Raw genomic sequence first — 12310 nt, forward strand, 5'->3', positions numbered from 1 at the left:
TATTTCACATCACCATTTTTATATTTACCAAGCGAAAACGCAAATTCAAAAACTTCTAATTCTTCACTTCTGCATTTTCGCTTAATATAAAAAGTAAATCTTGTTTTAAACCGTTAAATTCCTCTATAATTTTATCTAAACTAGTTTCAATATTTTCAACACGGATCTCAGATAGCTTACCGTGATTGTATGAAATCATTCTTTCAGCAATAATATGATATGACCAACTCTCAGTGAAACGTCTGTCTCTTTCTTCGTTATGAATAGCAAAACCAATTGGGAGAAAATTATTTCTAAGACCTATAGCAACTGCCTGTGAACTTATACCTAAATAATCACCAGCAATTTTTAATGTGATTTTATTTAATTTTCTAATATCTTCGTCGGTATATTTCGGCATGTTAGTACTCCTTTTTTTATAATTCAAGTTGATGATTTAATAATCATGTCGATTGTTTTCATACTTTCTACTTTCTAAACAATTTTCAAATATATAGCGTTTTCATTATTTTCTTAATCTATTATATCATTATTCAAAACAAAAAACTGCAACTTACTCGTTGCAGATACACAGATTTAATTCTGTTCTTTTTAGAAACTTATATTTTCATTTTCAGGCATAGTAAAGACATCGTTTTTTTCAAAATAAGGTTTTACCATTTCTTTCCATCTAGCTTTATGAAAGTTGATTGAGTTTAAAGGAGATAGGCCATAATTTCCCAATGCATAACCATCATTTACTTCAACAACAAGTGTTCTGCCATCACTAGTAACACCAATATCTAGTCCATAAGCTATTGGCGCATCTTTCCAACATGATATGGCTTTATCAATTACACTAGGATCAAATTGTGCATGATAATCACCTGTATAGGGTCGAACATCTAATACGCTACCATCTAAAACAAAACAACGCCATTCTGCTATGAATTCTGCAACCTCACTAATCCATATAGGATAGTCAAAAGGTAGACCAATACCTATCAAATCACGGGTTCCGTTAACAACTCTTCCAGTAAAGACTTTTGAACCAGCTTTAGGCTTAATAAATTTTCCCCAATTATCAGGTATATTTACAATCTCTCCTAAAACACCTGCATAAATCTTTCGACCATAAAACTCTTTAAGCTCAATAGGATAGTCGTAAACCGGAACGTTTAACCCCATCATTTTTAGTAATGCTCTGGTCTCCGTTATATAATCTATAACTGCATCATCGCTTGTTAACTGTTTTATTTCAGAAAAAGATTGATATAAAACAACTTCTTCTCCTTGTAAGTAGGCACCTACTTGAGCATTGTATTTATTAATTGAAACCTCATTTGGTAATTTACTTTGTCTAATATAAACAACCATTTTATCACTCCTATATCACTAGTGTTGCACCTATTTGTAAAAAAAATAATAGCATTTTCGCTGTTATTTTTTTGAGTAAATAGCTCCCATAATATCATCGAAATAATCAACGGTATTTAGGAGTAATTCAATAACTTGGGACTTTGTTAGTCGCATTCCTCTTCTATCTCTAGCATCTTCTACTAAATTTTCAAGTTTCTCTAAATTTTTATCATCCAAGCTAATCATTATTCTATTTTTATCTGTTGCCATTTTCTTCACCTCAAGTCAATTCTATCACAGGTGTAACACTTATGTCAACTGATTTTTATAATACATTAGTTTAAAAGTGGGGAGGTTTTTTAACACAGTAACTTTAAATCTTTGGTATTAAAAAATTTCCACAGTATTTATAGAAATAAAATCTATCTCAAATAAGTTATCAGGTCTAGTATAAATTATGAGCGGATACTCTAATACGTCCCCTCTAAACAAGAAAACGGCTTACACTCAAGGGTTCTCTTAACCCCCTTTGTTACAAGGATTTGACGATTTTACTAGCAAATCTACATGCTGATAAGGAACTTTGGTTGACTATTGAATTTCTCCAACCTCTTCTTTAACATATCCCTCTACATCTTCAATCTCTAAAAATATTGGGTCTAAGTAACACAAGAAATGCCAATCTTCTGCACCTTTTTTTCTGTAGAGAATCGCTTCACCGTCTTCACTTCTGAAAAAGCTTCTGTCTACTTCATATCCACTGCATTCTAGAAAGTCTTTTGCCTGCCGATAGTTCGCTTCTCTTGCTTCCACTTAGGTTTTAACTTCATCGTTGTTAACAACATAGGCATCGATTTTGGAATAGCCTTCAATTACTTTTTCGTTTGGTTCGGATAGATTCGAGATTTCTTTCCAAATAATGTCAACATTTTCCTCAGGATCAAACATAAATTTAGACAAAGGTACAATGTTTCCGTTATAGATAATTTCCAGATAGTCTGGTAGATTTGTAGGATTAAAAAACTCTACTTCAAATCCATCTTCTGTTTCTAAAGTATATCCAGGGATTTGAGCTACAAAAGTTTTCCCCTCTTTTATTGAATCAAACGCGACTATATCTTTAGAATAATCATTTTGGTACAATTCCAATATAACCATCGATAATCTTTCTATTTTCATCATTAGGCTAATGTAAATAAGCACGTCACCTGATCAGTTCAGGCTTTCTGTATCATCTCATCATATTCCCTCCTCATTCTCCGAGTCCTATCCCATGGGCGGAGCATCTGCTTCTACTTCGCTGATGCTTCAGCTCGTACAAGCAGTGATACCGCCTCAACGTGATGCGTTTGTGGGACTCAAAAGGTTTGGGTGAACCTTTTGAGGATTAGCTACGTTTCACTAACAAGCTTACACACTCGACATGTGCTGAGAGCTTTCTTCTATACTAATAGACGAAAGGGTGTGAAAATGATTTTTAAATGATACTGTGGAACGGAACAGTAGCCCTAGTATTGACTACTGTCGTTTCTATTCATATTGGCTATTCTAGGACTGAGATGAAAAAATCTATAAATGCTCAGAATAAAATTGAACCCGCAAATCTCCCCAAAACAATGGTGAGTCATGTACTTGTATTATTCCGAAAAAATACACCTCTGGTGCAGTGAGACAAATTGGTGTATCTTATAGTGGCTTCGTAGATGAAAGCTATACTCTACTATCACTCTTTGATGATGTAGAACAAATTGAAAAAGATAATAGACTTCAGACAGCTATTGATGTTGTCAGAGAACAGTTTGGTTTTTTAGCCATACAAAAAGGAACCGTCCTAACTGAAGGTTCCAGAAATATTGAACGCAGTAAACTTATCGGTGGTCATTCCGCGGGTGGATTGGAGGGATTAAAATGAAACAAGAAAAAAATACAGTACAATTTTCAGAAATCCGTAGCAAAGGATGTAATGATATTGAAATGCTTGAAAGATTTTTACATGGAATCGTTGAAACAGCAACTTCAAAACTTCGTCAGAGAAAACTCAAAACAACTGAAATATCGATACGACTAGTACATGCTAAATCTGAAAACCGATTACCATTGGAATTTACATTTAGCATTAAGCCAACAAGCTCATCTGTGATAATCTATACTGAGGTAATCAATCGCTTTAAAGAATGTTACACAGGTGGGGGAATTCAAGGTTTTACGATTCAATTTGATAAAAATACCCTTGCCTCTGCATAGAAAGGATTTGATATGATTGACCGTTCATATTTACCATTTCAATCAGCAAGAGAGTACCAGGATACAAAGATGCAAAAATGGATGGGCTTTTTCCTATCTGAACATGCATCAGCACTCTCTGATGATACAAACAAAGTAACGTACATGTCTGACTTATCACTAGAGAAGAAATTATTACTCCTCAGTCAAGTATACGCCGGGCAGCTACGCACACGCATTCAAGTGATTGAAAAAAACAAGCGTGTTTCCTACACTGGAACAATACCAAGTCTGACCAAAGATTTCATTTTGATAAAAACTACAACAGGTCACATCAATTTGAAATTAAAAGACATTATTAGTATTGAACTTGTCGAGGAGGTGCTCTATGAATCAGCTTGAGTTTCAGCGTAATCACCTACAAATGGACTATTATAGCGAGAGCTACCAAGATTTTGAACGTGACTTCTACCGCTACTCTAACATGAATATTCCATTGACCTTCCTAACTGATGATATCCTAAAAACAATGGCGACTTCACGTAAGAATTACTTTGTCCTCAATAAGGAAAAGTCCAGAGATAACCGCGATCACTTCTTCATATTTGAAGTAAGTACCGTAGATGAGAATCCGCTAATCTATCATTATACATATAAGAAAACTACAATATATTTAGCAGAAAAATAGGAGCAGTTCAATTGACTGTTCCTATTTTTAATATTCATAAAATCTAAAGTCTTTATACTCTTTAACAATGGAGTCGCCAACCAGAACAGACTATACTGACCAGCGACTACCTTAAATTTAATGTTTCAGATTTATTTTCTTATCTCTAATTTCATAAACTACATCTGCTACATTTTCGAGTAATCGTTTATCGTGGGTGATAAACACGATAGTTCCGGTGTACTCCTTCATTAGTATTTCCAAAGCCTCTAAACTTGGTATGTCAAGGAAGTTACTGGGTTCATCCATTATTAGGATGTTATATCTACCCATGAGCATTTTAGCAAGCAACAATTTTATAATTTCTCCACCGCTTAAAACAGATAAACTTTTTCCAATATCGTTCTGTTTGAACCCCATAGATGCTAGCACTGAACGAATTTCTGATATATTGTAGTCACAATCCTTCTGCATAAACTCCATAACATTCTGATTACTGTTGTACTTGTAACCATTCTGTGCAAAGTAACCTATTTTTGCCTTAGGCGAAATAGAAATTCCTTCTTCATGGTTTAAGATCATTTGGATTAAAGTTGTTTTTCCGATTCCATTACCACCAGTTAACGCCACTTTTGCTCCTAACGGAATTTGAAAAGATGCATTTTCAAACAGAGCCTTATCCCCAAATACTTTATTAATTTCTGCACCGACTATAGGGTATGGATTATGGAGCTCCAATGCTTTACTTTGCCTGAAACGAATTCTGCGAATGCCTTCCGGAGCTTCTACTTTTCCTAAGGCCGCAATCCTGTGCTCTAGGGTTTTAGCAGCATTATACATCTTTTTTTCCTTACTTCCTATTGATTTTTGATGAGCTAAACGCCCTCCGTCTTCAGTACTTTTTTTCTTTGAAGAACCTTTTGCCTTCTGTTCTATTTTACGAGCCTGTTTTCGCTTTTCCTCCGCAGCCCTTTCCAATCGGGCACGTTCCGCAATAAATTGTTCGTATTCTGCAGCTTGGCTCTTACGTTCTTCCTCTTTCTGACGAAGATAATCAGAATAGTTTCCCCAATACTCAGTGATTTTGCCATCTTTCAGTTCCCATATTTTATCTACTATTTCATCAAGAAAATAGCGGTCATGGCTAATAACTAACAGTGCACCTGTAAAATATTTTAGCTGTCCTATTAGAAAATCAATTCCTTCACGGTCTAAATGGCTCGTAGGTTCATCCGCTAAAATACCATGAACCTGTGCCGATAAGGCCTGTGCTATTTTAAGCCTTGTTTCTTCACCACCGCTCATAGTCTGTATATTTAATTGCTCAACACCTAGCTTGCCTACAAGTGCAAAATCTTTTTCCTCCTGCAGAGTTACTTCGTCCAACTGGGGAATATAGGCAAGTTCACCCAGACGATTCATTTTACATCCTGGGGGAGTTAATTCTCCTAAAAGTACCCTGAGTAAAGTGCTTTTTCCAGCACCATTTGCTCCTACTAAACCAATACGGTCATAATCATATACTTCTAATTCATTTATATCTAAAACATCGCGTCCTTTGAATTCCACACGAATGTCTTTTGCTTTTAATATTAATTCCATAACATTTCCTCCTGTCTATAATCGCATGCTTTCATTTGCTTGTATGCAGGGAAACCCCTGCGATTTTAGCAGGAAGAGTTACATGAAAATAAGATACATAAATATTCCTCCAATATTGTTTATTTTAAATCTAATTTTCTAACCTCAGTTATCATTTGGCAAACTATAGCAATGCCAATAATTAAAATACCTGATAGTAAAAACCAATGATTTACACCGATTTTATCAGCAAAGAATCCAGAAAGAATTAACCCAATTGGCATAGCAAGTGACATGATACTTCCGATCAAAGAAAATACACGTCCTAAATATTCAGGCTTAATTTTCTCCTGAAAAAGAGCTGTTTGCACACCGCTATAAAATGGCACCGAAAGCCCCATTATTGCACAGCAAACTACGAATATTACAAATCCATTTGGAGGAAGTATTCCCGAAACGGCTAAACTGGTCCCCATTATAAAAAATGAACTTGTTATTAGTAATACATGCTTTTCGAAGCCCCCTAATCTTCCTAATAATAAGCCTCCTGCTAGCATCCCAAATGCAAAGGAAATTTCCGTAATAGAAATATGCACAGGCGTTCCATTAAAGTGTTCCATGCTTATTAAAGGAAATAGTGCATTGATTGGCATATAAACAAAAGTATATAGTGTTCCTAAGAGTAATAAGGCAAACAATCCTTTGTTTTGTCTCAGAACCACAACTCCTTCTTTCATCTCCCTTATGAAATTTGGTTCTAAACTTTGCACTTGATTACCCAGCTTAGGTATACGTACAATTGCTACCGTAATAGATGCAATCACAGCACCCAATACGTCGATGGCAATAATAGCATTTAAATCCCAAACGGAGTATAAGAGTGCTGCAACTGCCGGACTAACAATATAGCTTATAGACTGCAAAGACTGACTATAGCCTGCGCATTTCGTTAGCTGTTCTTCTGGTACTAAAAGTGGTGTAACCGCATTGAGTGCTGGGGTATGAAAAGCTGTTCCAATGCTACGGATAAACAATACTATCATAATCATCCAGACAGGTAGCTCCATACAGAATGCAACAATAGCAAGCACTGCACCAGCTGCTGCGATAATTAAATCGGCACCAATCATTATCTTCTTCCTATCATGACGATCCACTAGCACACCAATGGCAGGTCCCAAAATCGCATAGGGTAAAAAACCTACTAATGAAGCCATAGACAAGACCATCGCAGATCCTGTTTTTTCTGTAAGGTAAAAAATAATCGCCATTTGCAGGATGGCACTAGTGATTAATGATACTGCTTGCCCTGCCCATATTGCATAAAATTTTCGTTTCCAATTGTTGTATTTTTCCATTTATATTATCTCCTGCATATTATTTTGCTTGAATTTCTATTTTGAATAGCATTCTAGGCAATAAAAAATGCAGGCCAAACCCCACAATGTGGCTTTTGGTCTGCATACATACAATTTGGAAACATTCATATTAAAGACATAGTTAAATAAAGGTATAGTTAAATAACCAATATCCTCACCGTAACTAATGAATGCTCAATATCGTATAAATAAGCACAACAAAAAAGCCTATCATCGGGTATAGATTCTGCTTTTTTTATTGCCAGCTTATCTTAAACGCATTGAGGCTGTCATAGTTTCGGTTCCTCCTACATCTTTGTTTATATCAATTTATAGTATAACACAACAAGATGATATGTTCAATATAAAAGTTATGGAATGAGACTCATACTTCCAATTCGATGCCAGATTTAAAGGATATGACGAAGTTTTCTTCATAGACTGTAACGCTCTGGATTATCTTCCTTAGTAGCAAGCGATTAGCTTTCACAAAATCTTCTGTTTGTAGTTTTAAAAATTCATCAGGATTTTCTAACTCAACCTCAAAATATTTCATTTTACATTCCCTCATTTCATTTATTGATAAATTGAGTTTGCAAAAAAGAGTGGACAATTTTTGTCTACTCTTAACCTTTAAAATAGTTTTTTTTAATCGATTTGAAGTTGCCTAAATTATTACTTATTCGGTAAAATGAAGTATTGCTTTCAACAGATTTCCTTCAACTACACTTCACTTGATTCAAACAAGGTGGGTACATTTCTATTCCCACAAACTCCTTGTCAATGGAAACAAACACGTACCCACAGGGTAAATGGAAATAGAAACTGATAATTTCTAGCTATCACTTCTACTCATTCCAAAAATTTTCTCACTCTGATACTTACCCACCATAAAGCAAAAAGCCTTGCAATCAAGGCTTTCATTATCCCTTTCGTTCAAAGGTTTCTAAGCTTTTACGAGCAGAGCGACACACTCAGCGGTTCGCTATCTCCGTTCTGTCTGCGTGCTAGCACTTGTCAATCACGGACAGCTATCGCATGGGCGGAAGTAAATGCTAATCTTCGTCGTTTTACTCCTTGACTAGCAAACTTACCGCCTCAACATGATGCGTTTGAGGAAATAAATCCACTGGCTGAACTTTCTTCAACTCATATCCCAATTCTTGGTAGAGTTTGATATCACGCGCCATGGTGGCGACATTACATGAGATATAGGCGATGCGGTCGGCTCCTGTTTGGCTACTTGCCTTGATAAAGCTTTCTGTGAGTCCTTTTCTTGGTGGGTCCACTAGGATAAGGCTTGGTTGAATTCCATTTTTAAGCCAATTTTTCATGGCATTTTCGGCTGTATCACAGACATAGTAGGCATTTGAAATATTGTTCAGCTGAGCATTCTTCTTGCTATTCTCAACCGCTTCTGGAATTACTTCAACACCATAAACTTCTTTGACATGTTTGGCAACAGAGAGGCCAATCGTCCCGATACCAGAATAGGCATCAATGACCACGTCATCTGATTTTAATGCTGCAAAGTTAATGGCTGTTTGATAAAGTTTTTCAGCCATTTCAGTATTGACTTGGTAAAAGGCTGGACCAGCGATTTGGTAGTTATTTCCCAACATCTGGTCAGTGATAAAGTCTTGTCCATAAAGTGTGTGCCATTCCTTACCAAAAATAGCATTGGTGTTCTGGTCATTGATATTTTGCATAACAGACACAATCTCTGGAAACTGCTTGATGAGTTGTTCAATCAATTGGTCAACACGAAAAACTTTGGGACGAGTCGTTACCAAAATAACCATAATTTGACCTGAATAGTGTCCGCGACGCACCACAAGATTCCGAATCAAGCCAGATTGTTCCTTTTCATCATAAGGTTTCAAATCATAACGACGGAGCAAGTCGCGTAGGGCTACAACTACCTCATCAATCACAGGATCTTGGATAAAGAAATCTTCTAGAGGCATGAGGTCATGGGAATTCTTACGGAAAAAGCCAGTTTCCAAGACACCATTAACACGACGAACAGGCACCTGCGCCTTGTTACGGTACTTGACTGGATTTTGCATACCAAGCGTTTCAGGAACCTCTATATCATCAATTCCAGAAATCTTATATATACTGTCCTTAACTTGCTTGGTTTTAAATTTGAGCTGTTCTGAATAGGCAAGATGACCCAAATCCGCGATTCCTGAACGCAGGTAATCCAAATCTAGATCTTGATTACGGTGTGGTGATTGAACAAGGTATTCTTCAACCTTCCCAAAACCAATCTTTTTATTGACCTTGAGGACACGCATGAGGATTTTTTCACTCTGTAAAGCATTCTCTACAAAAAAGACCAAACCATCTACCTTGGCCACGCCAGAACCTTCATGGGTCAAGTCAACAATTTCAACTTCTACAATATCATTTTTCTTTAACATTCTCTTCTCTTTCTATTGACCGACAAAAAAGACGGCAACGTTACGGTTACCATCTATTATACCATGAAATTTCTTAAGAACCAAAACTCTTGAAGAAGTTGACAATGGCTTGCCAGAGGGAGCTTAGAAAATTACCGCCGTCCTCTAGCGCCTTATCAGCATCAAAGTTAAGGTTAATATTTTTAAAACTGTCGCCAGCTTGTGAAACAATACTTTGTTTAAGGTCATTCAGGGTTTTAGTGAAGTCTGTATTGCTGAGGATATCACTCTTTGAGAGATTCAAAGCAAAATTGATGATGATATTGATCTGGTTTCCTGTTATAACCTGATCAAGTTTGTAATTTTTTAAGGTATCTTCAACGATTTTGCGGACATCTTCTTCTGTCAGATTTCCCTTGCTTTCTTTAGCTTTGGCGAGTCCTGACTTGATATCGGCTAGGGCAACGTTTAATTTATTAGCATCATAGCCAGTTTTGTCCTTGTTTTCAGCATTGATATCCAACAAAGCCTTTAGCTCTTCTTGAGCCAAATCTTTGTTGGCTTGTGGCACCTTGGCTCCATTAGCTTCTAGCGAATAATAAATCCCTGCTAAAGCACTTTCTCCTGTAACGGGAATAGGTGCTGCTACAGTGATTTTTGCGTGTTCCACACCCAAAGTTACGGCCGCATTGCGGTACATATCCTGAGTCACCTTAGTGATGTTTTCTGGTGTTTCAATCTTGACCTCAAGTGGCGACTTGTCCCCTAGCTTTTGAATCTTGGCTGATGAATACAACTGTAAACTAGAGTCATTGGCCACATTCATGATTTTAGAATAGACATCAGGTGTCATGGTCTTGAGTTCTTTGGTGTCTGTTGAGGCATTGTAGCCTAGTTTTTTAAGGGTTTGATTTTTTTGGTCTTCAGACAATGAAGAACCTAGGACATATTCAGGTTGAACATAGGTTTCATCGATGACTTTTTGAACATCTGTTGCTGCATGGACGCTATTCATAGCTGTTACTGCCCACAAGACCGCAGCACTGGTCAGAAAGAGTTTCTTTCTCATAGGGATTTTCCTCCTTTCCCTTTCTAGAGTAATATATCTATCTTAAAGAAAACTTATAACAAAAACACCTGGGCTAGCCAGATGTCGAAAAGAGAGTGAAGCATTTGATGATGTAAAGGTTGAGTTGCACCTGTCTAGAATAATAATAGTTTCCTCCATTTACATAGAGTTCGGCTCCATGAAAAATGGAAATGGGGTGAATATAACTATAAGTCTTTCCAGTGGTATTGCCAAGCAAGGGAGCAACAGTCTCACGAGAGTACTGTTTGGCCAGTGCTAGGGTGTTTTCCTTGCCATTTTGGGCGATAAAATCGATATAGGCAGGTCCAAAATTATAGGCTTGAACAGCTGTCCAGACATCAACACCCTTCTTCTGGGCCAGATAGAGATTGTCTGTCAGAGTTTGAACGCCTTGCCGAATGCTAGAGGCATTATCATTGATGGTATTGGTGGAACCACTTGCAGACTCACTAGACTGCATAACATCGCCTTCTTTTCCTTTTGTTTCGGTATAAATCATAGCGAGCACAAGCTCTTCGTTTGCTGGGGTGTCTTTTTCACTCAAGATTTCTCGCACCATGGGTTGATAGGTCATGACTTGCTTGACATCTTGGTGAACGCGGTAAGCTTTATAGCCAGCAAAAAGGAAGACTGCTAGTACAAGCACTCTTCGAATTCGTTTAAACATTATTTACTTTGGATATCCTCGATATTTTTGATTAAGATAGAGTAGGTTCCATTATCATTTTGAATAAACTCAACAGACTCGGCGTCTTGATAGACGTTATTGGGAACGATGAGCTCAATTCCATTTGACAAGGAGAGTTTTTGGTTTTCAAATTTCTTTAATTGGCGACTGGCATCAATTTCATCAAATTGAACAGGCTCTGGTACAGTTTCTTTAACTTGGTCAATAAAGTTCAAACGAGCCGTCAGATTGTTGTCAAAAAGGTCATTGGCCAATTTTTCAGGTGACAATTCATTGCTTTCTTCTAGGTTGTTGAAAATGGCTGATTTGACCTTGGATTGAAATTGAAAGTCATCTGTGTTAAAAGATTCAGCAATTCTCTGGGCCGTTTTTTCCAGTTCCTTGATGGATTTCTTGGGAGAAATTTTAGGAGCGACAGCAAGAAGATTATCTGAAAAATAGTTCAAAAAAGTCCCGTTGTACTTGATTCGTTTTTCAATCAGATGGTACTTGCGACTCTGAAGATTGACCACCAAGGCTTCGTCAGCACCTGTTCCAAATCCAGGTAGGTTATTCTGAGTCAGCTTGATTGGATTCTCAACTTCTCCACCGAGGTGGGTCAGGGTCTCACGCAGGGCAATTCGTAAGAAAGCGAAATGTTCTACACCTTCTTTAGAAAATTGCACAAAAATCAAATCATTGGTCTTGAGGTTTTCAGAAATACTGAACTCTTCTTTCCAGAGATTAGCCAGTGTTACTGATGTCTCCAACAAATCGTCTGTGATATGATTGAAGAAGGGATTTTCTTCCTCGAAAATCCCAGTCTTGGCTTCATCTGAATACACACATTCAATTTTTCTACGCAGGTATTCTTCGATTTTTGGAGTAATATTGAGAAACTTATCCGCTAGGAACAGCTCGGTATCATCCGGACTGAACTGGTGAATAATGGCTTTCTTAATATAAATGTCCATAAAAGTT

At 37.0% G+C, this 12310-nt stretch carries 14 protein-coding genes and 1 pseudogene; 4 read left to right on the plus strand and 11 right to left on the minus strand.

From position 1 onward, the window contains the following. Window positions 1–55 precede the first annotated feature (55 nt). The 4 genes and pseudogenes from AC6I9F_RS05725 to AC6I9F_RS05740 form a co-directional block, all read right to left on the minus strand. A complete protein-coding gene (locus tag AC6I9F_RS05725) occupies window positions 56–400 on the minus strand; it encodes a hypothetical protein (protein WP_049487162.1) in 345 nt (114 codons plus the stop codon). 191 nt (window positions 401–591) lie between these two features. Next, the gene (locus AC6I9F_RS05730) at window positions 592–1356 is read right to left on the minus strand and encodes an ATP-grasp domain-containing protein (RefSeq protein ID WP_498021007.1); all 765 of its coding nucleotides are present in this window, start codon (window positions 1354–1356) and stop codon (window positions 592–594) included. A gap of 63 nt (window positions 1357–1419) precedes the next feature. Further along, window positions 1420–1608 carry a hypothetical protein gene (locus tag AC6I9F_RS05735; protein ID WP_000179769.1) on the minus strand — a complete coding sequence of 63 codons (189 nt, stop codon included), beginning with the start codon at window positions 1606–1608 and terminating at the stop codon, window positions 1420–1422. Window positions 1609–1929: 321 nt separating this feature from the next. After that, window positions 1930–2496, minus strand: a pseudogene (locus AC6I9F_RS05740) (hypothetical protein). A gap of 508 nt (window positions 2497–3004) precedes the next feature. Here AC6I9F_RS05740 and AC6I9F_RS05745 point away from each other — a divergent pair. From AC6I9F_RS05745 to AC6I9F_RS05760, 4 genes are read left to right on the plus strand one after another with little or no spacing between them, the layout of a single operon-like run. Beyond that, window positions 3005–3250, plus strand: a complete 246-nt coding sequence (locus AC6I9F_RS05745) for a hypothetical protein (RefSeq protein WP_001813542.1) — start codon at window positions 3005–3007, stop codon at window positions 3248–3250. Next, complete coding sequence (locus AC6I9F_RS05750; RefSeq protein ID WP_000806926.1) at window positions 3247–3582, plus strand: DinB/UmuC family translesion DNA polymerase; 336 nt, start codon at window positions 3247–3249, stop codon at window positions 3580–3582. The genes AC6I9F_RS05745 and AC6I9F_RS05750 overlap by 4 nt, the downstream gene beginning before the upstream one ends. 12 nt (window positions 3583–3594) lie before the next feature. Next, window positions 3595–3963 (plus strand): hypothetical protein, encoded by a 369-nt coding sequence (locus tag AC6I9F_RS05755; protein ID WP_000567222.1) that lies wholly within the window; start codon window positions 3595–3597, stop codon window positions 3961–3963. Next, window positions 3950–4249, plus strand: a complete 300-nt coding sequence (locus AC6I9F_RS05760) for a DUF5960 family protein (protein WP_001072467.1) — start codon at window positions 3950–3952, stop codon at window positions 4247–4249. The genes AC6I9F_RS05755 and AC6I9F_RS05760 overlap by 14 nt, the downstream gene beginning before the upstream one ends. Before the next feature lie 117 nt (window positions 4250–4366). Here the strand turns inward: AC6I9F_RS05760 and msr(D) are convergent, their stop codons facing one another. The 7 genes from msr(D) to AC6I9F_RS05795 all read right to left on the minus strand — a co-directional run bounded on the left by msr(D) (window position 4367) and on the right by AC6I9F_RS05795 (window position 12303). Beyond that, complete coding sequence (gene msr(D), locus AC6I9F_RS05765; RefSeq protein WP_000420313.1) at window positions 4367–5830, minus strand: ABC-F type ribosomal protection protein Msr(D); 1464 nt, start codon at window positions 5828–5830, stop codon at window positions 4367–4369. A 119-nt stretch (window positions 5831–5949) separates the two neighbouring features. Beyond that, window positions 5950–7167 (minus strand): macrolide efflux MFS transporter Mef(A), encoded by a 1218-nt coding sequence (gene mef(A), locus AC6I9F_RS05770; protein ID WP_000417519.1) that lies wholly within the window; start codon window positions 7165–7167, stop codon window positions 5950–5952. A 385-nt stretch (window positions 7168–7552) separates the two neighbouring features. Continuing rightward, window positions 7553–7723, minus strand: coding sequence for a hypothetical protein (locus AC6I9F_RS05775; RefSeq protein WP_000873143.1), 171 nt, complete (start codon window positions 7721–7723; stop codon window positions 7553–7555). A 514-nt stretch (window positions 7724–8237) separates the two neighbouring features. Beyond that, window positions 8238–9593 carry a 23S rRNA (uracil(1939)-C(5))-methyltransferase RlmD gene (rlmD, locus tag AC6I9F_RS05780; protein ID WP_498021016.1) on the minus strand — a complete coding sequence of 452 codons (1356 nt, stop codon included), beginning with the start codon at window positions 9591–9593 and terminating at the stop codon, window positions 8238–8240. A gap of 73 nt (window positions 9594–9666) precedes the next feature. Next, window positions 9667–10641, minus strand: a complete 975-nt coding sequence (locus AC6I9F_RS05785) for a DUF1002 domain-containing protein (protein ID WP_498021018.1) — start codon at window positions 10639–10641, stop codon at window positions 9667–9669. 73 nt (window positions 10642–10714) lie between these two features. Then, window positions 10715–11329 carry a cell wall hydrolase Pmp23 gene (gene pmp23, locus AC6I9F_RS05790; protein WP_000476378.1) on the minus strand — a complete coding sequence of 205 codons (615 nt, stop codon included), beginning with the start codon at window positions 11327–11329 and terminating at the stop codon, window positions 10715–10717. After that, complete coding sequence (locus AC6I9F_RS05795) at window positions 11329–12303, minus strand: nucleoid-associated protein (RefSeq protein WP_498021020.1); 975 nt, start codon at window positions 12301–12303, stop codon at window positions 11329–11331. The genes pmp23 and AC6I9F_RS05795 overlap by 1 nt, the downstream gene beginning before the upstream one ends. Window positions 12304–12310 lie beyond the last annotated feature (7 nt).

It is taken from the genome of Streptococcus nakanonensis, assembly GCF_059738785.1.

Coding starts and splice junctions, on each gene's coding strand:
- AC6I9F_RS05755 (WP_000567222.1), top strand. CDS start 3,595: ATGATTGACCGTTCATATTTACCATTTCAATCAGCAAGAGAGTACCAG.
- rlmD (WP_498021016.1), bottom strand. CDS start 9,593: ATGTTAAAGAAAAATGATATTGTAGAAGTTGAAATTGTTGACTTGACC.
- AC6I9F_RS05730 (WP_498021007.1), bottom strand. CDS start 1,356: ATGGTTGTTTATATTAGACAAAGTAAATTACCAAATGAGGTTTCAATT.
- AC6I9F_RS05760 (WP_001072467.1), top strand. CDS start 3,950: ATGAATCAGCTTGAGTTTCAGCGTAATCACCTACAAATGGACTATTAT.
- AC6I9F_RS05750 (WP_000806926.1), top strand. CDS start 3,247: ATGAAACAAGAAAAAAATACAGTACAATTTTCAGAAATCCGTAGCAAA.
- AC6I9F_RS05785 (WP_498021018.1), bottom strand. CDS start 10,641: ATGAGAAAGAAACTCTTTCTGACCAGTGCTGCGGTCTTGTGGGCAGTA.
- AC6I9F_RS05725 (WP_049487162.1), bottom strand. CDS start 400: ATGCCGAAATATACCGACGAAGATATTAGAAAATTAAATAAAATCACA.
- AC6I9F_RS05795 (WP_498021020.1), bottom strand. CDS start 12,303: ATGGACATTTATATTAAGAAAGCCATTATTCACCAGTTCAGTCCGGAT.
- AC6I9F_RS05735 (WP_000179769.1), bottom strand. CDS start 1,608: ATGGCAACAGATAAAAATAGAATAATGATTAGCTTGGATGATAAAAAT.
- AC6I9F_RS05775 (WP_000873143.1), bottom strand. CDS start 7,723: ATGAAATATTTTGAGGTTGAGTTAGAAAATCCTGATGAATTTTTAAAA.
- pmp23 (WP_000476378.1), bottom strand. CDS start 11,329: ATGTTTAAACGAATTCGAAGAGTGCTTGTACTAGCAGTCTTCCTTTTT.